Genomic DNA, 18,914 nt, shown 5'->3' with positions numbered 1-18,914 from the left:
TCAATTTTCCCTCTCTTTGTATACACTCATTGACATCATACCATATACGAAAGAAAAGAGAAAAAAAATCACCGTTTTTTCCACATCAATGGTTGCTAATATTATAAACGTTACCAAAACACTGTACGAAAGAAAACATTCTTTTCGATTCATCGTCTCCTTCTTCCATGCCCGTAACGTCTGCCAAATGGCTGTGCGAATTAAAACAGCATTGGCGATAAAACCGATCAAAAAACTAACAAGTGCAAAAAATGTTTTCATTGGATCAAAAATCATATCAGTCAAAAGCAACTCAAGTTCAAATGGCTCCACCGTTGGCGTCCAAGCAATCATAAAATAACCACAAATCAAACCGATGATCAAAAAAAGCCACATATGCCTCCCTCCTTTTCTCAACATAAACATATGAATAAAAAAATAAAATGACACAGTGTATACAGACATGTCATGTTTTCATATATATGAATGATGTTTATGAAAAGGAGGCGCATTCATGTTTACAACTCGAAAAACGTATTACCCATATACAAGCCCGTTCGATCCTTGTCCACCAATCACTCAAAAAACATATGTCACAGCTCCAAATTTATATGTCGGATTCCAACCGCCAAACTTGCCACAATTTTCGCCAAGTGAAGCGTTAAAAAAAGGAACACTATGGAAAATATTTTACGATCCTTATTACAACGCACGTGAAAAAGGAGGGAGAGCAGATGAACCAAATGCCTAAAGAGTATTATGATCTTCTTCATCAACTTCAAGCGATCGATTTTGTGCTCGTTGACTTAGCGCTTTATTTAAATACGCATCCGAACGATTATGAGGCCATTCGGCAATTTAACGAACGATCTTTAGAGCGAAGAAAGTTAAAAAAACAGTTCGAAACGCAATTCGGCCCCTTACAGCAATATGGAAATAGCTATTCCCAATATCCATGGGATTGGTCAAAAACACCTTGGCCTTGGCAAGTATAAGGAAGGGAGAAAACATCATGTGGATTTATGAAAAAAATTACAATACCCTGTACGCGTCAGTACGTGTAATCCGAAGCTTGCGAAATATTTAATTGAACAATATGGCGGAGCAGATGGAGAACTTGCTGCCGCATTACGATATTTGAATCAACGATACACGATACCTGATAAAGTAGTCGGTTTACTGACAGATATCGGAACGGAAGAGTTTGCCCACCTCGAAATGATTGCAACGATGATTTATAAACTAACAAAAGACGCTACACCTGAGCAGTTAAAAGAAGCTGGTTTAGGTGAACATTACGTGAACCACAGTCATGCATTATTTTATCATAACGCAGGAGGAGCGCCGTGGACAGCGACATACATTCAAGCAAAAGGCGATCCCATTGCCGATTTGTATGAAGATATCGCTGCAGAAGAAAAAGCTCGCGCCACGTATCAATGGATCATTGATATGAGCGACGATCCCGATTTAAACGACAGTTTACGCTTTTTACGCGAACGTGAAATCATTCATGCACAACGATTCCGAGAAGCCGTTGAAATATTGAAAGAAGAGCGAGACCGAAAAAAATTTTCTAGCTATTTATTTTCATGGTAAAGCGAAATATCATATTTATCTTTTAGCCAAGCATAAAGAATATGTCGGTTTTCCCATGTTTCTTTTTGAAGTAACTCGCTACTTTTTTGAATAAGCTCGCAGCGGAGTGCATGAAAATCTTGCTCCGCTTTTTCACTTTTCTTTTTATAAAAAGAGACGAGCCAGCCAAATGACGAAATCAATGCAACAAACCAAAAAATACGTTGGTCAATAAGAGCCATCACGAATCGCTCCACAGACGTGCGATGTAAAACGAAAACTGTTTGATATATATACATGCCAAATAAAGCGAGAGAAAATAAAAATAAACTGAACGACCACTTCATTCTTTTTTTCATATCGTCCCATTCTTTTTTGTGAGCGATGATGCGCTGTAAAATGACTTTTGTCACTTCATCTAATTCCATTGGGAAAATCATAGCCACCCCTACCGATCGTGTTTTACTACGATTGTATGTCCATCGGCAGAGGTGTATACCTTATTTTCCGTTCATATTTGGGATTTTTAATACTTGTCCTTTTTGGAGCTTCGTGCTCGTTAAACGGTTCCATTCTTTAATAAGGTCCATTCCTTTTTCATTTCCATAATACTTCATTGCAATGCTATATAACGTTTCATTTTCTTGTACTGTATGATAAATAAAAGACGGCTCTGTTTCATCGGATCCATCTTCCTCTTGTTTTGCTTCATTTTCGAGCGGTTTTCGTTGTGTCATCTCTTCTTTTTGTTGATCGACATCAACGGTCTCATAACTGTCGTCATCAATCGTCACAACTTGGACTGGACGTTTGTCAACTAAATGGTATATGCTATAAATCGAAATCGGCAATAAGACGAAAAAGAGCGCAAGAATACGAACGAGTGGGTGTTTTATTTTCCATTTCGTTTTTTTCTTTTTATGCACTTCACTTCGTGGCGGCAAATGAAGTTCATCGCTTTCTTGTTGCCTATTGACATTTTCCATTTTTTTACGCAAATTTTCTGCTTGATCTTCACGCATCGCTATTCACCTCTTCTGTCCGATACCGGATGTGTAACGCTAAAATAAAATCAATGAGAAAGTGGGCAAAAATCGTGACCCATAAATTGCCCGTCCATTCATATATAAAACCAATCCAAAAACTTAAACTAACGACAGCAACAAGAAGAAGCCATCTTCTCCAATAACGAATATGCAATAAACCGAAAATGACGCTCGCAAAAAGTAAGCCAACGTGCGTCTGAATGACACCGCGAAATAACAATTCTTCACAAAATGCAATCATTGCAGTCATGATAAAAATGTGCGGAACCGAGCGAGAACGAAACAGCTTTTCATTAATCCCACCATCATCATACCACTGTTCAGGTACATAACGAATGAGTAAAAAATCGACAAAAAGAACGAGCGCTGCACAACCGCCACCATATAATAATATTTCCCGCACATCCCATTGCCATATCGCAAAAAATGTTGCAGGTGTAAATAAATATATGCCTAATGCGAGCGCTACAAGAAAAATAAGCGCTTGTGTGAAATACAAGTGATATACTATTTCCTGTTCACTTATTTGATTGGCAATGTCCATTTGTTTTTTTATCATTTGTTTTCCACCTTTATCGAAAACATCGCCCGAAGCTCTTCATGCCATGGACGTAACTGTATTTGTTTCATATGTTTTACAGGGGCATTTACGTATATATGGGCGCCACATCGGTCACAACAACGTTCATTCGGAAGTGGTTGTTGTTCAAAATATGAAAGCATCGCACGCCGGCGACAAGTTTGTTCGTGTACCCATCGTTGCATAAATATCCATTTGTTCATTTTTTCTTTTTTTCTTTGCTCGATATGGGCATACAGTTGTTTTGCTAATATGTTCACATCTTCTTGAACATTCATTTGTTCTAACCAATATAAAAGAAGCCGTTGTTGTACATCTGTTAATCCCGTCTCTTTCTGTCCATGACGTAAAGCGTCCAGCGCATAAACGATTTGCTCTTTTGTCGGAAATTCCGCATCGATCATCGCTTGTCCGAGTTGCTCGTCTCCTGGCGCATACAATAATATCGCTATGCTTTCGTTTCCATCTCGCCCGGCGCGTCCAATTTCTTGCCAATATGCTTCCGGTTGCGTCGGCAAATGAAAATGAATAACGAAGCGAACGTTTGGTTTATCAACACCCATTCCAAACGCATTCGTACAACAAATGACGTCTAACTGATCATAAACAAACTGTTGTTGAATAAGAAGTCGCTGTTCGCCATCCATGCCTCCATGATAGTAACCAACACGATGATCTCCATGTAACATGTTTGCTAACGTTTCTGCCCATTGCCGACTCGATACATAAACGATGCCTGGCTTAGGCAATATAGCGATCAGTTGTTTTAACGCTTCCATTTTCTCTTCTAACGTATGAACGTATTGAACATATAAGCAAATGTTCGTTCGATCAAGTGGGTACATATGCTGTTTCACTCGATCAAGTTTAAGCGTTGCGACAATATCATCAATCACTTGACGAGTTGCCGTTGCTGTTAGCGCTAAACAAGGCGGGTTGCCGAGCGTTTCACGAAGAAGACCGAGCTTTAAAAAATCAGGACGAAAATCGTGTCCCCATTGTGAAATGCAATGCGCTTCATCTACAACAAACAACGAAATGTTTATGCGCGTTAGCGCTTCAATGAGCAAGGGAGATTGTAAAATTTCAGGTGAAGCGTAAATAAAACGGTACGATGCTAATTCATGTAGCACGTCTTTTTTTTCGCGATAGGAAAGAAAACGATTCAGTGCGACAACACGTTTTTCAACGCGATTTTTAAGCTGTTGTACTTGATCTTCCATGAGAGAGACGAGCGGTGAAATAATTAGCACACTACCGTCCAATATGTAGCCAGGAAGCTGATAACAAAGCGACTTCCCCCCACCGGTCGGGAGCATAGCGACACAATTTCGTCCATGAAGCACATCTTCAATAATTTCTTTCTGTCCGATGCGAAACGAATCGTAGCCAAATCGCTCCTTTAATATGTTAATCATCTTCCTTATCCCACCTTGCTAACGCGAGCCGAATTTCAAAATAAGAAACGTCTGGCAATGCTTCTTTAATTGCCCGCAATTTTTTCGTTTTTAATTGTCGTGCCTGTTGTATAATGCGCTTACGTTTATTCTCATCTAAAAACGGCATCGTCACAAATGACGGCACATATGTCGCGATTTCTACAACATGATCTTCAATCGTCCCTTTTTTCAATCGACGCAACTCGGCAATTTGTTCTAGTGAATATCCTTCTTTTAACATTTCCCAAGTTTTTTGGGCTGAGCTTGTTAATTGTGTGCGCATTTGTTCACGTAACGAGAAGAGAAGCGGAAATGTTTCCTTCTCTTTTTCTGTCGTCTCAAGTATAAAATGCAACACATTTTGAAACGATAGCGATACAGCTACATCTTCTTCTTTGATCGCATAAGCAATTTGTTCGTTCGTCCATCCGATGCGCGCATGGCTTGTCAACCGCCAAACAAAAATGTTTGCGTCTTTTTCTTCTACACGGCTGAGTAACTCATACATCTCTTCATATAGCGACCGAGCGATCGTCTGCATATGTTTATGTTGAAACAACCACTGCTTTACAAATGATTGAATGCGCTCATCGCGATGTATAGGCTCAAATGGTGTGCGATGAATGATGTTTGTGACCGTTTGAATAAGCAAAGAAAGCCGTTTCCAAAATAAAGAGGATTCATTCATATATTTCCACCCATCCACGTAAGGAGGAAAAGCAAAATAACGAAGCTCCTCTTTTCCGCTTAAAGTGATGCGATATATATGCTCATCCACTTTGTTAATCCATCCGTTAGCTTCTAATTTGCGTGCAATATGAAGCAACCGAGAACGATCAATCGGCACGGTTCCAAATAGCCGACTAGCGTTGTACCACTTGCTATCTTGTAGCGTTTGCGCCGTTTTTTTCCCGTTCAGCAAATGGTCAATCGCAGCGAGTGACCGATCACCACGAAAACGATCGATACAAAACAAAACGATGTGTTGTAACATGCAACATTCACTCCATTTTCCCTTTCATTTTACCAGATTAAGCGAAAGGATGTGAGGGAAAACTATGCACTGATAAGCATTTTCATTGGAGTTTTTTATTGAAAAGTTGTCGGAACACATTTATTATAAAAGTGTGAGGAATACGTTTCCAACGTTTCATATGAAGCGATTGGTTCCATATAATTAAGGAGGGTCATTGTATGCCAAAGTACACAATTGTTGACAAAGAAACATGTATTGCCTGTGGTGCGTGTGGAGCAGCTGCACCAGATATTTACGACTACGATGATGAAGGCATTGCGTACGTTACATTAGACGACAACCAAGGCATTGTGGAAGTGCCAGACGTATTGATTGATGATATGATGGATGCGTTTGAAGGCTGTCCAACAGACTCGATCAAAGTCGCGGACGAGCCATTTGATGGCGATCCAAACAAATTTGAATAAGAGCATCGAAGGGCAAACTTCACTTGAAGCTTGCCCTTTTCTTCTTTTCAATCATTGTCACCACTTGTCCAATCGACTATAATAAAAAAGTATACATAATGAAAAGGAGGAATTTGGCATGGCGTTTGAAAACAAAGTTGTTGAAGCGTTTATTGAAATTCCAACAGGCAGCCAAAACAAATACGAATATGACAAAGAGCGTGGTGTGTTTAAGCTCGATCGCGTCTTATATTCACCGATGTTTTATCCTGCTGAATACGGCTATTTGGAAAATACACTTGCGTTAGACGGCGATCCACTTGATATTTTAGTAATCGTCACAAATCCAACATTCCCTGGTTGCGTGATCGAAACGCGTGTGCTCGGCTACTTAAACATGGTAGACGGCGGTGAAGAAGATGCAAAATTAATCGGCGTTCCTGTTGATGACCCTCGCTTTGCTGATGTACGCAGCCTTGAAGATCTTCCACAACATAAGTTAAAAGAAATCGCTCATTTCTTTGAGCGTTACAAAGACTTAGAAGGAAAGAAAACAGAAATTGGCACATGGGAAGGTCCGGAAGCGGCGGCGAAACTTATTGACGAATGCATCGCTCGCTACAATGAACAAAATAAATAATGTCACGTTTGAAGCTGGCTTTTCGCCAGCTTTTTGTCTTTTTTCCGAACATTCATATATAAAAACGCTTTCATTTGTATGACCTTTCCGAAAGTTATTGACACATGTATACGGTTATGTTAAATTATCAGAAATTTAAAAACTTATGATTTGAAAGGAGCGGATATTTGTGGTTCGCATTTTAGTATCTGATGCGATGAGCGAAGAAGGTCTTGCCCCACTTCTTGCTGATCCAACGATTGAAGTCGTACAAAAGAAAGTCTCAGAAGTAGAAAATGAGCTTGACACGTTTGATGCGTTGCTCGTTCGTAGCGCAACGAAAGTCACAGAACAACTCCTTCAAAACATGCCGAATTTAAAAATTGTTGGGCGTGCTGGAGTCGGTGTCGACAATATCGACGTTGACGCAGCGACACGATACGGTGTCGTCGTCATTAACGCTCCAAATGGCAATACGATTTCTACAGCGGAACATACATTTGCGATGATGGCTTCATTAGTGCGCCGTATTCCACAAGCGCACATTTCAGTCAAATCACGTGAATGGAATCGTTCCGCTTTCGTCGGTGTCGAGTTATTCGGAAAACATTTAGGAATCATCGGCTTTGGGCGCATCGGTTCTGAAGTAGCGAAACGGGCGCGCGCGTTCGGTATGCACGTTCATGTGTACGACCCATTTTTGACGAAAGCACGGGCAGAAAAAATTGGCGTCGATGTTTGCACGCTTGATGAATTGCTTGCGCAAGCGGATATCATTACGGTACATACACCGCTCACAAAAGAAACGAAAGGTCTTCTCGGCCCAAAAAACTTAGCAAAAACGAAAAAAGGTGTCTATTTAATTAACTGCGCGCGCGGTGGAATTATCGATGAACAAGCACTGGTTTCGTTTTTAGAAAACGGACACGTGGCAGGCGTCGCCCTCGATGTATTTGAACAAGAGCCACCAGGAGATCATCCGCTTCTTTCGTTTGATAACGTCATCGTCACTCCGCATCTTGGGGCATCAACGATCGAGGCGCAAGTGAATGTCGCGACACAAGTCGCCGAAGAAGTATTAAAATTTTTACAAGGCAAACCGGTCACATCGTCCATCAACTTACCGACATTATCAAAAGATGTATACGAAAAAATTCAAGCGTTTTATACATTAGCTCGCAAAATGGGCATTGTCGCTTCCCAATATATGAGCGAACCTGTACAAGAAATTGCAATTACGTATTCCGGTTCCGTCGCCGATTTAGAAACGACATTTATTACACGTAGCTTGCTCGCTGGATTTTTAAAGCCGCGCGTCGCTTCAACAGTCAATGAAGTGAATGCGGCGATGATTGCTAAAGAGCGTGGCATCGCCTTTAGCGAAAAGTTTTCAGCTAATGGCAATGACTATAACAACAGCATTACATTAACGGTATATGGCGAAAACAAAACGTTTACGATGAAAGGAACGCACATCGCCCACTATGGCGATCGCATCGTTCATTTTAACGGCTTTGCGATCGACTTTGCGCCAGAAGGACACTTACTATACATTCAACATCATGACAAACCAGGAATGATCGGAAAAGTCGGAAACATTTTAGGAGACCATCAAGTAAACATTGCAACGATGCAAGTCGGTCGCCAACAAGCTGGCGGAAAAGCGATTATGATGCTTTCGCTCGATAAACCGCTCGATGATGCACTCGTTGAAATACTTGAGAAAATTGACGATATTGACGTTGTAAAAAGATTGGAAGTATAAAAGGTTCAGCCTCGTGGCTGAACCTTTTTATCCAAGCGGAACGGCTTTTCGTTGTCCTTTAGAAAACGTCATAATTTCAGTGTAACCGACTGTTTTTGCGAGAGCGATCGCTCGATCATAATCCGCCCCGACATCTTGAGGAACGTGCGCATCAGACGATAACACAATCGGAATGCCTTTGTCATAGCACATTTGCAGTAGACGAGGATCAGGGTATAGCTCTCCGACTGGTTTACGCAATCCTGCTGTACTAATTTCTACGCACGTTTTCGAGTTTGCTAGTGCTGTCGTTGCCCGATCGTACTGTTCAAGCAAAAATTCCTCATCTTCTGGCACGTATTTAAAAATTTTTACTAAATCCAAATGACCGATGATATCAAATAAGTTCGATTCAGCTAACGTCACGACTTGATCGAAATATTTTCGGTATGTATCGTATAGATCACGACGATCCCATTCTTTTCGAAACTCAGCTAAATCAATGCCAAAGTCATCCACCCAATGAATCGAGCCGATGACATAGTCAAAATCGTAAGCGCGAATAAATTGCGCCATTTCTTCATGTTTACCTGGCGTGTAGTCCATTTCAATCGACATTTTCACATCAATTCCAGCATTCCACGCTTCGTGAAATAAACGAACGTAATCAGCCATATCATAATAGCGCCGCTCTTCAATCCACGCATTCGATAAAATGTTTTTCGTTTGATAAAAGTGATACGCATGTTCGGAAATACCGAAATGTTCAATGCCTTTTCGCGCGGCTTCGTCCGTAAATTGCTTCAAATAGTCGAGCGTTAACGTCCCGCGCTCTAAATGATTATGGTAATCTGTTAACATTGTTCTCTCCCCCTCTCTCGTATTGTTTTACATTATATAGCACATCTCTCTCTTTTTCTAGTTATTTAAACCAACAAGAAACAATAAATGAATGCACGCGGCCATACCAACAACAACGAGCACTCGTTTCATCATATCTTCCATCGTCTATTCCCTCCCGTTTGCGATAACCATATATGTTGTATGCAAAAATGCAAACGGTTAGAACGATAGAAGGTTACATTTTACAATTGCTTTACAATAGGATAAAAAAGTGTTCCAGCAAGTGATTGCAAGAAATGTTGTTGTGCTCGATGATAGCTAATAAGCACACACGTAGCTGGACCAGCAGAAGCATGTAGCGGAAGGGAACAACGAAGTGGTCGTTCCCCATGAACAAGCTTCCACTCACGCCATATTCCTTTTGAGCCAACTGGAATGATTTCATATACACCATCTAACTGCAACAACGTGCGAAATAACGAAAGTGGAATGATCCGATCTTGTTTTTGTATAACCGCTTCTCCAACGAGCGGCTCGCCAATGACCGCCCAACATGCATCATTTGGCGTAACATTTATCCTTTTTTCTGTTTTGCGCACCGTGCCGACAGCTACAAAACCGACAGCTGATTGCATGAGCGGCATATTTGATTCGCTACTTCCTGTTATAGGGAGCGACAACTGCAATTCTCCCATCGTTTGTTGAACGCCTGCGACAAGTGCATCCCATGCATGATCGTTTACAAAATTTTGTAAAACAAAAGCTTTTGGTGTGGCTCCTATACTCATTAATTCCATCCATGCTACTCGTGCACCATAGTACGCAACAACATCGTATGGCACATTTACAACATCATCTTGTTTTAAACCAATGCCACCTGAACAATCTGTCGCCAAAACGAGTTCGTTTTCTTCATCAAGCGGCACACATAATATGTCACGCATGCCGTTCCCTCCATACTCGTTGCAACGTTTTGGAAACGACAACTGCAATCGCCACATTGACTCCCGTAGCTAGCATAAGAGAAGGGATGATGGAAAATACAAATGCTGGGCTCATGATCCATACAAAAGGCAACGGTGCAATTAGTGCATTACCGATGAAAAAACATACATAACTAGAAATGAACCATCCTCTTCTCATTAACAAGCCGACAACGTATAAAAGAGCTGCCATTTCCACCGCCACAAGTATATGAAAAGGCCCAAGCGGAAATCCGCCAAATAGAGCAGATACAATATGCCCAACACTTGCAACGACCGCAGCAGCTGTTGGACCGAGCAAAAACGCAGCCACAACTGCCGGTGCACTATCTAATGCAATGCTTCCAATCGTAAATGGGATTTTTATAAGTGAACCGATGACGGATAAACTAATAAACATAACGAGCAACGTGAAACGCCTCATTCCGATTCACCCTTTTTTTCATTTTTATCACGAAACACGATGGCGCTTCGTTCATATTCTACGTCTTTTACGTGTAAACGAGCGTTAACAACGCGTGCAATCGCAAATAAATAGTCTGATAAACGATTCATATATTGTAAGACGACTTCATTCGTTTGTTGTTGCTTCATCAGCGCAACGACACAACGTTCTGCTCTTCGCGTCACGGTACGTGCCATATGCAAAGCTGCTGCTTGTGGCGAACCTCCCGGCAAAATAAACCGTTCAAGCGGCGGAGCTTGTTGAATATATGCATCGATACGTTCCTCTAAAAACGTCACCATGTCCGCTTTTACTTTGTATGGCATTTTTTCACCGACAATAGCTAAATCACCACCACAATCAAAAAGTTCATGTTGAATGCGTTGCAATTCTTCATAAATGTCGCGAAACTTCTCATCCTGTAATAACGTCATTGCCCAACCGATGACAGAATTCGCTTCATCAATCGTTCCATACGCTTCAACACGTACATCGTTTTTATCCACTCGCCCTCCAACTAAACTCGTTTGTCCTTTATCACCTGTTTTTGTATATAACTTCATGTTCTCCCTCCTATTTGATTCGTTCATTGATTCCACACCATACGTAATCGACACGGTTGCATATGCTCGCTAACTGTTGATACGTCCAGCCAACCATATCTCTCCATGCTCGTTCATGCGCATCGATCGGCACGATACCTTGCCCAATATCGCAACCAATCCAAACGACCGTCCGTTCTCCCGCTTGTTCCCATTGCTTCCACGCACACATATACGATCGGATCGCTTCTTTTTCATCGTCCGTATAAGGAAAAAAATATTCGCGAATCCAATGTTCTATTCCTTCAAGCACAACAACAGCCGCGGTTTCGTCATGTGGAAGCGGAAACATATTTTCATACGCGCAATACCAACTGTATGATGTATGCGTGAATGAATAATGGGCATTTACCCATTTTCGCTTTCCTTGAAATGCACCGCCGCTAACGAAATGCATCGCTTTCTCTCCTCCCATCGTTCCTTCGTATTATAAAGCGTCACTCCTTCGCCAAACGGAACGTGCCATTCCCAAAACGGACGAATGTCCGGTGCGTACTTCGATAATATATAACGAATGACCCCGCCGTGCGTCACAACGACAAGATGTGAAACGGACCGATGAATCGCATCGCTAACAGCTTGTTCAATACGAGATTCAAACTGAGGAAGCGTCTCACCATTTGGAGGCGCATAGCGAAACGGATCATCTAACCAGCGGTGATATGCTTTGACTGTTTGCAATTGTTCATATGTTTTTCCTTCAAAATCACCAAAATTCAGTTCTCGCCAACGATAAGAACATTCAATGACGTGATTCGGAAACAACAAATGCGCCGTTTGGCGACAGCGGAGCAAATCGCTTGTCATAACGATTTCTGGTTTTAGCTCATGCGACACATTTTTCCGCTTAATTACCGGCACATTCGTCCAGCCGATATATTGTTTCGCTTCATTTTCTTTCGTTATAAAATGGCGAACGTATGTAATAGCCAAATGACGAGCCATAAAAACGTTTCGCCTCCTTCCACAAACGCCCCAAGCACATCGCCTGTAATTCCACCGAATTGCTTCATAGCAAACGCACGCGCGACAACATAAAACAACATAAGCGCCAAAAACAATATGATCGTTTCACGCGATAACAAAACAATGAATGCGTAGGCCATAACGAAAGGTACGTAGCGGTGATCGACATATTGACGAAATGCTGCTGCCATCCCTGTCTGTTTCGCAAGTGGCGTCGTCAATAAAAGCAACGTCATGCCAAGACGTGAAAGTAACGGAAGGCAAAAAAGAGAAAACAACGACATGTGCGCAACGGTCTCAAACATAAAAATGAAACGGAAACCAAGTAAAAATAAAATGGAGAGCACCGCAAACGCTCCGACACGCGAATCGCTCATAATATCTAGACGGCGCTGTCGATCGCGATATGAAAAATACGCATCGCTACAATCCATCCATCCGTCAGCATGCAAACCTCCGGAAAGAAAGATAGAAAAAAACATGAGCAAAAATGATAAAACGAGCACAGACACATGATGAAACATGAACATGTACAAAGCAACGAGAAACGCTCCCATCATCGCACCGACGAACGGAAACGACAGAACAGCCGCGCGCGCTGTTCGCTCATTCCAGTCCACTTGCATACGAAGCGGAAACACAGTTAAAAATTGTGCAGCCAACATTACACCACGCCACATGGCCATCTTCCTTTCTTTACAATCGGCAATCCGTAACGCATCAAAATCGCCACATCGCTTAATGTAACAAGATGTTGGTGCAATAAACCGAGACCGTGCATATACATATACGTTCCTCGTTCATTAGGTACACCGTCATAAAACACTTCATTACTTACAATGATTAGTCCTTTAGCTTTGTCACTTAACTGTTTCATTTGTTGAACGATGCGCGGTACTTTTCCATGTACATCCCATATATGATCACGAAACAACTCATTTGCCCATAAATTCGTCAAGCAATCAAGCAGGACGATATCACGTTTACAAAACATATAAATGATGCGATCGAGATCATACGGTTGTTCCCACGTTTGCCACCGATCACGTTTTCGTTGTTTTTGATGATGAGCAATGCGCGCTTCCATTTCTTCATCTGTGCGTATCGCTGTCGCAATATAATGAAGTGAATGTGTTGTTTCCGCCATCGTTTTTGCACATTGTTCTGCAAATGAAGATTTTCCGCTACGCACTCCACCGCTAATAAATACGATCATTTATTCCACCGCCTTAAACAAAGCAGGAGCCGATCATTCTCTTCTTTCGTTCGAACCGCAAAACGAACATATTTTCCGTCCAGTTCTTGAAAATTAAACGTATGACGAGCGACAATGCCGTGTTGCAACAAAAAAGGAAAAAGTGTCATCGTCTCATCATGCAACATATAAAAATTGACAACAGACGGTGAATAGCGATAACCGAGCTCAGTAAACTGTGAAAATATTCGTTTTCGCTCTGAAGCGATGTATGTTTTTGTTCGTTCAACAAATGCCTCATCGTTCAATAATTGTTTTCCGATTTGTTGAGCGATCGTGTTCACGCTCCATGGCGGTTGTTTTTCCGTTAACTTTTTTACGACATGCTCATGCGCTAATACATAACCGAGCCGTACACCTGCCAATCGGTACATTTTCGTTAATGACCGTAGCACAATTAAACGATCAAATGTGTGCAAAAAAGAAGAAACGGAATAACCATCGAGCCAAAAATCGTAAAACGCTTCATCGACAATGACATATACCCCTTCATCATTTGCTGCTTTTAATAAAGCATACATCGTTTCTTTCGGCCATATCGTGCCTGTTGGATTGTTCGGATGACAAACGAATAGCGCGTGTAAAGACGGCAAGCTTTCTATGATTTGTTCAATCGGTGGTTGCCAATGTTCATCTAACATAAACGAGTGAACGGTACAACCGTAAGCTTCACATGCGCGACGATATTCTGTAAACGTCGGCTCAATGATACCAATATGTTGACCGGCAAATTGTTCAGCAAGCAAATAAATGCATTGGGCAGCACCATTTCCGACAAATACATGGCTGCGCGCGACACGCTCTCGTTCAGCAATCATCGTTTGAAGCGACTCGCTTCGCTCCTCTGGATATTCGCTCATCCAACGTAACCACTGCTGTTCTGTTAGTATATATTCGTACCGCATTGGATTGACATTGACGCTAAAATCAATATATGAGCTTGGCATATTCATTTGCATCGCTTCATATAAACGATGTGGATTAGCCCCATGTGCAGGCAAGCGCAAGCAAACTCCCTCCTATCGTAAAAGCAACGGTCGTGCGTATCATGATTGCCACCGCTCGTTTAATGTGCCGAGCAGCAAGCGGAACAGACGCATCTCCAATCGTTGGTCGGACACATATGATACCGTGATATGTGTTCACTCCTCCGAGTTGAACATGTAACAACGCGGCCATCGCCGCTTCGCACCATCCGCTATTTGGACTTGGGTGATTACGAGCATCGCGAAATAATAGTTTCCATTCTCGTTTATTCGCACGATGAACAAATAGCATAACGAACGCTGTCAGTCTAGCAGGAATGTAATTGAGTACATCATCTAATCGAGCCGATGCCCAACCAAATTGAGCATATCGTTCGTTTTTATAGCCGAGCATCGAATCGCACGTATTTACAGCGCGATACAACATCGCTAACGCTCCCCCGCCAATAAAAGCATAAAAAAGAGGGGCAGTTACTCCGTCGCTCGTATTTTCGGCTACTGTTTCCACACATGCACGTACGATCCCTTCTTGCTGCAACGTTTTTGTATCACGCCCGACAATCATCCCGACATTTTTTCGCGCTTCATCAATATCCCCTTTTTCTAACGGATCGAGGACATCATACGCTGCGTTCGCTAAACTTGTCGGCGCAATCGAAGTAAAAATGATCATTGCTTCAATGAATATCCCGAATATAAATGAAAGTCGGTAGGCGCTAGCAATTAGTCCGTAACTTATGATTAACGTCACCGCACAAACGACAAACAGCGTGAATATTCCTTTTCCTTTTCTCCATTTTCCTTTGTTCAAACGACGATCCATGAACGCAATCATTTGCCCAATCCAACAAACAGGATGAAAGCGGCGAGGATCAGCAAATATGCGATCGAGCAAAAGCGCAAGCCACACAGCCCATATGTGCGTCATCGACCGTCACCCTTTCGCTGTCGGTAGCGATCAATGGCTGTTTGCGTCGCTTCATATACGAAACGAGCGATTTGTTTACCAATCGATGTAATCGTTCCAGCGTATTCATAATACGTTCCTTGTTGAGATGCAGCGATGACCGTCGAATCTGTCGATGTTCCTGTCGCAATTGTGTGGGTTTGGGGATCGATGACTTGTTTATCGTACAGCGCCTTTGCTTTTGCTTCTGTTGCGGTCATTAACGCCTGCACAAACGCGGCTTCTGATAAATGCGCATCAATAAAAATGAACGTATTAATCGTTCCCGGAGAAGCGACTACATCTGTACGGCGCCACGCCTGTGCACTATCAACCGCATTTCCAACCCCAGCCGTTACGGCAACAAAAAGGCGAACATCTTCATGAGCAGACGCAAACGCGACATCATTTACATAAACAGCGGTCATCATCCCAACGGTCCACTGCTCATCAAAACCGTGTTGTCGCAAAAATTGAATCATCTCTTGCTTTGCATCATCACAACGATAATCAAGCGGCACATGCCGATTGACAAACGTCGTTGCCCAGCGCGTTCCGCCGCCAACGAGCGCAGAGGAAAGCACTTTAAACGGTTTTGCTGTTTCAATGACGATCATCGTTTCCTTTTGCTTAACATGCCATAGCACATCATGCATAGGCTGCTCTAAAAACGGAACGAACGTCACAAGCGGTTTTGGCAACACCGGATGCTCATATCGTTTCATGTTTGTTTCAAATACGGATGCAATCATCGATTCATTTAACAACTCTTTCGGTGTACCACATGCAACGGCTTCTCCATCTCGCAAAAAAAGAAGACGATCGCAATAAAGCGATGCAATGTTTATATCATGGAAAATAGCAACGATCGTCAGCTTCGATTGCTTTAACAAATTAAGCAATTTAAATTGTTGTGCCACATCCATATGGTTCGTCGGTTCATCTAGGAGCAATACGCGCGGTTGTTGTGCCAGCGCTCGAGCAAGTGCAACGCGCTGACGTTCTCCACCGCTTAACTGCTCTAATAAAGCATGTTGTTTATGCGCCAATGTCACCGCATGGAGTGAATCACTAACCACTTGCTCATCTTCCTTTGTCCATTTCGGAAAAAGAGTTGATTGATAAGGATAGCGACCGAGCTCAACCATTTCTTTCACTGTATATCCGAACGAAACATCTGTATGTTGCGGCAACGTAGCGATCAATTTTGCATATTGTTTCGGCTTATATGTTTCAATATGTTGACCACAAACAAAAATGTCCCCTTGCTGTAAAGCAAGTTCGCGACTTAACAGTTTCATTAGCGTCGTTTTTCCTGATCCGTTCGGACCTAAAATACCGAAAAACTCTCCTTCATATACTGTAAATGAAACATGTCGTAATACTTGTTTTTCACCATATCGATACGAAACGTCTTTCACATCAATCATGTTGATCCCGTCTTCCGTCTTAAACTTTTAAACAACAATATTGCAAATAAAGGGGCACCGATGAGAGAGGTAATGACCCCGATCGGCAACTCTCGCGGTGAAACGATCGTTCGCGCGACGACATCCGCTAATACTAAAAACGTTCCGCCGTATAAAAAGGAGAGCGGCAACAATTTTCGATGATTCGCCCCGCAAATAAGGCGAGTCATATGCGGAATAACGAGCCCGACAAATCCGATCGTTCCCGATACCGCTACCGCCCCTCCTGTAAGCAAGGAGGCGCTAAGTAAAATCGCTAGCTTTTTTTGTAACAAATGTACGCCAATATTGGCAGCGACCCGTTCACCGAATGAAAAAGCGTTTAACTCCCGAATATGTGCAAATAAACCGAGAGAACCGATGATAAAAAACGGAACAAATAAAGACACGTACGACCAGCCGCGCATCGCCACGCTCCCCATGAGCCAGCTAATGACTTGACGCAATTCTTCGCCGCTAAAAGCGACCATAAGCGAAATGAGCGAACCGAAAAACGCATTTATGATAATACCGATTAAAACAATCGTCTCCATCGCCATATTTCGTTCCGCAAGCCGTGCAAATAATAAAACAAACAATAATGTCACGAGCGCAAATATGATGCTAACGATCGGGAGCGTAAAACGTCCGAGAAGCGAAAACTGAAGCTGAAAGAAAAAGACGAGCACTGCGCCAACGGCTGCCCCAGACGATACCCCGATTGTATACGGATCGGCAAGAACGTTTTTCAAAAGTCCTTGAAACGCTACCCCTGCCAGTGCTAATGATGCCCCGATCAGAAAGGCGAGTATCACTCTCGGTAAACGAATCGCAACAATAATTTGCGAAACGGTGGCAGGAACATTTGTCGGCGTATGAAACAACTGATGTAATACCGTCTCCCATATAGAAGAAAAGGGAATCGATTGTGATCCAATCGATACCCCTAATAACAAGGCAATCGTTGCAATAAGCGATGCGCTCATGTAATTATTTAAAAATGTCTGGATAAACGACTTTGGCAATTTCTTCGACCCCTTCAGCTAAACGTGGTCCTGGACGAGAAACTAAATCAGAATTGACATCGTATACTCGTTTATTTTTAATTGCAGGGACATCTTTCCAAGCTGGGCGAGCGAGCACTTGCTCGACAGCGTTCGGTGTGTAATAACCGTATGTCGTAATAATGACATCTGGATTTAACGCCACCGCATCTTCTTCTGTAAACATCGGCCATCCTTCTTGATCGCCTGCTGCATTTTTCGCATGAATGATCGTTAACATTTCATCCATAAACGTTCCTTTTCCAGCCGTATAAATTTCTGGTGCAGGAGAAACTTCCACCCAAACGGTTGCCTCTTCTTTTACTTCTTTTGCTTTTTCCGCAATGGCATCAATTTTTTGCTTCATTTGCTGCACAACATCGGCTGCCTCTTTCTCTTTCCCTGTCGCTTTCCCAATCAATTCAATCGACGCATATACATCGTTGAACGATGTGGCGTTTGGCACAACAATCACTGTAATGCCTGCATCTTTTAATTGCTTTAATCCTTCCTCAGAATTGTGAGCGCTTGATGCATGCGCAAGCACAATGTCTGGTTGAAGTGAAATAATTTTTTCAACATTAAACTCCATGCCACCAATTTTTTCTTTGTTTTTCACATCTTCTGGATAGTTATCAAAATCGCTTACACCGACAATTTTGTCGCCAAGCCCTAACGCGTATGCAATTTCTGTATTGCTCGGAATGAGTGAAACGATTTTTGTCGGTTCTTTTTCAATCGTGACATCGCCAACCGCATCTTTTACCGTAACCGGAAATGCAGCCTCCTCTGTTTTCGCCTCTTGCTTCGTTTCTTTCGCTGGCTCCGCGTTATTGCTGCACGCGGCTAATCCGAGCGTCAATACAAGCGCAAGAAGCCACACATATTGTTTCCATTTTTTCATCGTTTTTCCCCCTTTTATGTATGTCAAATAAAAAAGCCCATTCCTAATGGAATGAGCTGGAAACAACAAAAGACAATCACTTCCCC

General features: G+C 42.3%; 24 protein-coding genes and 1 pseudogene. 6 read left to right on the top strand and 19 right to left on the bottom strand.

The features are described from left to right. Positions 1 to 375 carry a hypothetical protein gene (locus K1I43_RS06225; protein WP_019418539.1) on the bottom strand — a complete coding sequence of 125 codons (375 nt, stop codon included), beginning with the start codon at positions 373 to 375 and terminating at the stop codon, positions 1 to 3. 118 nt (positions 376 to 493) lie between these two features. On the opposite strand from K1I43_RS06225, the gene K1I43_RS06220 reads away from it, so the two are divergent. The 3 genes and pseudogenes from K1I43_RS06220 to K1I43_RS06210 all read left to right on the top strand — a co-directional run bounded on the left by K1I43_RS06220 (position 494) and on the right by K1I43_RS06210 (position 1,578). Then, positions 494 to 730: a spore coat associated protein CotJA gene (locus tag K1I43_RS06220; protein WP_009373723.1), complete on the top strand. Its 237-nt coding sequence runs from the start codon at positions 494 to 496 to the stop codon at positions 728 to 730. Further along, entirely contained in the window at positions 714 to 974 is a 261-nt protein-coding gene (locus tag K1I43_RS06215; protein ID WP_009373725.1) for a spore coat protein CotJB, read from the top strand. The genes K1I43_RS06220 and K1I43_RS06215 overlap by 17 nt, the downstream gene beginning before the upstream one ends. Positions 975 to 991: 17 nt before the next feature. Further along, positions 992 to 1,578 (top strand): annotated as a pseudogene (locus K1I43_RS06210) (manganese catalase family protein). Here the strand turns inward: K1I43_RS06210 and K1I43_RS06205 are convergent. Genes K1I43_RS06205 through K1I43_RS06185 form a run of 5 tightly spaced genes read right to left on the bottom strand, consistent with a single transcriptional unit; the run spans position 1,560 to position 5,616 of the window. Beyond that, positions 1,560 to 1,997, bottom strand: a complete 438-nt coding sequence (locus K1I43_RS06205; RefSeq protein ID WP_009373730.1) for a YpbF family protein — start codon at positions 1,995 to 1,997, stop codon at positions 1,560 to 1,562. The pseudogene K1I43_RS06210 and the gene K1I43_RS06205 sit on opposite strands and share 19 nt — an antisense overlap. A gap of 60 nt (positions 1,998 to 2,057) precedes the next feature. Beyond that, positions 2,058 to 2,579, bottom strand: coding sequence for a LysM peptidoglycan-binding domain-containing protein (locus tag K1I43_RS06200; protein WP_019418537.1), 522 nt, complete (start codon positions 2,577 to 2,579; stop codon positions 2,058 to 2,060). After that, positions 2,572 to 3,162: a CPBP family intramembrane glutamic endopeptidase gene (locus K1I43_RS06195; RefSeq protein WP_019418536.1), complete on the bottom strand. Its 591-nt coding sequence runs from the start codon at positions 3,160 to 3,162 to the stop codon at positions 2,572 to 2,574. Before K1I43_RS06195 ends, K1I43_RS06200 begins: the two co-directional genes overlap by 8 nt. Next, positions 3,159 to 4,601: a RecQ family ATP-dependent DNA helicase gene (locus tag K1I43_RS06190; protein WP_083842738.1), complete on the bottom strand. Its 1,443-nt coding sequence runs from the start codon at positions 4,599 to 4,601 to the stop codon at positions 3,159 to 3,161. Before K1I43_RS06190 ends, K1I43_RS06195 begins: the two co-directional genes overlap by 4 nt. Beyond that, on the bottom strand, positions 4,594 to 5,616 hold the full coding sequence (locus tag K1I43_RS06185) for a YpbB family protein (RefSeq protein ID WP_019418535.1): 1,023 nt from the start codon (positions 5,614 to 5,616) through the stop codon (positions 4,594 to 4,596). Before K1I43_RS06185 ends, K1I43_RS06190 begins: the two co-directional genes overlap by 8 nt. A gap of 200 nt (positions 5,617 to 5,816) precedes the next feature. Here K1I43_RS06185 and K1I43_RS06180 point away from each other — a divergent pair, with 200 nt between their 5' ends. The 3 genes from K1I43_RS06180 to serA all read left to right on the top strand — a co-directional run bounded on the left by K1I43_RS06180 (position 5,817) and on the right by serA (position 8,428). Then, a complete protein-coding gene (locus K1I43_RS06180; protein WP_003394452.1) occupies positions 5,817 to 6,065 on the top strand; it encodes a ferredoxin in 249 nt (82 codons plus the stop codon). A gap of 118 nt (positions 6,066 to 6,183) precedes the next feature. Continuing rightward, positions 6,184 to 6,684 (top strand): inorganic diphosphatase, encoded by a 501-nt coding sequence (locus K1I43_RS06175; RefSeq protein WP_019418534.1) that lies wholly within the window; start codon positions 6,184 to 6,186, stop codon positions 6,682 to 6,684. A 169-nt stretch (positions 6,685 to 6,853) separates the two neighbouring features. Continuing rightward, positions 6,854 to 8,428, top strand: a complete 1,575-nt coding sequence (gene serA / locus K1I43_RS06170; protein ID WP_026011845.1) for a phosphoglycerate dehydrogenase — start codon at positions 6,854 to 6,856, stop codon at positions 8,426 to 8,428. A 27-nt stretch (positions 8,429 to 8,455) separates the two neighbouring features. Here the strand turns inward: serA and K1I43_RS06165 are convergent, their stop codons facing one another. The 13 genes from K1I43_RS06165 to K1I43_RS06105 form a co-directional block, all read right to left on the bottom strand. Next, the gene (locus K1I43_RS06165) at positions 8,456 to 9,268 is read right to left on the bottom strand and encodes a histidinol-phosphatase (RefSeq protein WP_009373738.1); all 813 of its coding nucleotides are present in this window, start codon (positions 9,266 to 9,268) and stop codon (positions 8,456 to 8,458) included. Between the two features lie 224 nt (positions 9,269 to 9,492). Then, positions 9,493 to 10,194, bottom strand: a complete 702-nt coding sequence (locus K1I43_RS06160; RefSeq protein WP_019418533.1) for a hypothetical protein — start codon at positions 10,192 to 10,194, stop codon at positions 9,493 to 9,495. Then, entirely contained in the window at positions 10,187 to 10,657 is a 471-nt protein-coding gene (locus K1I43_RS06155) for an ECF transporter S component (protein WP_019418532.1), read from the bottom strand. The genes K1I43_RS06160 and K1I43_RS06155 overlap by 8 nt, the downstream gene beginning before the upstream one ends. Then, entirely contained in the window at positions 10,654 to 11,241 is a 588-nt protein-coding gene (locus tag K1I43_RS06150; protein ID WP_009373741.1) for a cob(I)yrinic acid a,c-diamide adenosyltransferase, read from the bottom strand. The genes K1I43_RS06155 and K1I43_RS06150 overlap by 4 nt, the downstream gene beginning before the upstream one ends. Positions 11,242 to 11,251: 10 nt before the next feature. After that, positions 11,252 to 11,677: a bifunctional adenosylcobinamide kinase/adenosylcobinamide-phosphate guanylyltransferase gene (locus K1I43_RS06145; RefSeq protein WP_019418531.1), complete on the bottom strand. Its 426-nt coding sequence runs from the start codon at positions 11,675 to 11,677 to the stop codon at positions 11,252 to 11,254. After that, positions 11,629 to 12,225 carry a histidine phosphatase family protein gene (locus tag K1I43_RS06140; protein WP_019418530.1) on the bottom strand — a complete coding sequence of 199 codons (597 nt, stop codon included), beginning with the start codon at positions 12,223 to 12,225 and terminating at the stop codon, positions 11,629 to 11,631. Before K1I43_RS06140 ends, K1I43_RS06145 begins: the two co-directional genes overlap by 49 nt. Then, a complete protein-coding gene (locus K1I43_RS06135; RefSeq protein WP_019418529.1) occupies positions 12,183 to 12,932 on the bottom strand; it encodes an adenosylcobinamide-GDP ribazoletransferase in 750 nt (249 codons plus the stop codon). Before K1I43_RS06135 ends, K1I43_RS06140 begins: the two co-directional genes overlap by 43 nt. Further along, positions 12,911 to 13,462, bottom strand: coding sequence for a bifunctional adenosylcobinamide kinase/adenosylcobinamide-phosphate guanylyltransferase (locus K1I43_RS06130; protein ID WP_019418528.1), 552 nt, complete (start codon positions 13,460 to 13,462; stop codon positions 12,911 to 12,913). Before K1I43_RS06130 ends, K1I43_RS06135 begins: the two co-directional genes overlap by 22 nt. Continuing rightward, positions 13,459 to 14,508: a threonine-phosphate decarboxylase CobD gene (cobD, locus tag K1I43_RS06125; RefSeq protein WP_019418527.1), complete on the bottom strand. Its 1,050-nt coding sequence runs from the start codon at positions 14,506 to 14,508 to the stop codon at positions 13,459 to 13,461. Before cobD ends, K1I43_RS06130 begins: the two co-directional genes overlap by 4 nt. Then, positions 14,483 to 15,415, bottom strand: coding sequence for an adenosylcobinamide-phosphate synthase CbiB (gene cbiB / locus K1I43_RS06120; RefSeq protein WP_019418526.1), 933 nt, complete (start codon positions 15,413 to 15,415; stop codon positions 14,483 to 14,485). The genes cobD and cbiB overlap by 26 nt, the downstream gene beginning before the upstream one ends. Next, positions 15,412 to 16,863 (bottom strand): adenosylcobinamide amidohydrolase, encoded by a 1,452-nt coding sequence (locus tag K1I43_RS06115; RefSeq protein WP_019418525.1) that lies wholly within the window; start codon positions 16,861 to 16,863, stop codon positions 15,412 to 15,414. Before K1I43_RS06115 ends, cbiB begins: the two co-directional genes overlap by 4 nt. After that, positions 16,860 to 17,906, bottom strand: a complete 1,047-nt coding sequence (locus K1I43_RS06110; RefSeq protein ID WP_019418524.1) for a FecCD family ABC transporter permease — start codon at positions 17,904 to 17,906, stop codon at positions 16,860 to 16,862. Before K1I43_RS06110 ends, K1I43_RS06115 begins: the two co-directional genes overlap by 4 nt. Next, entirely contained in the window at positions 17,872 to 18,828 is a 957-nt protein-coding gene (locus K1I43_RS06105) for an ABC transporter substrate-binding protein (RefSeq protein WP_019418523.1), read from the bottom strand. The genes K1I43_RS06110 and K1I43_RS06105 overlap by 35 nt, the downstream gene beginning before the upstream one ends. Positions 18,829 to 18,914 lie beyond the last annotated feature (86 nt).

Origin of the sequence: Anoxybacillus sp. ST70 (genome assembly GCF_019553625.1) — a bacterium.
GTDB classification, from domain to species: domain Bacteria; phylum Bacillota; class Bacilli; order Bacillales; family Anoxybacillaceae; genus Anoxybacillus; species Anoxybacillus gonensis.
The sequence above is the reverse complement of the archived record's forward strand: the minus strand, read 5'-3'. Positions and strand labels throughout refer to the sequence as shown.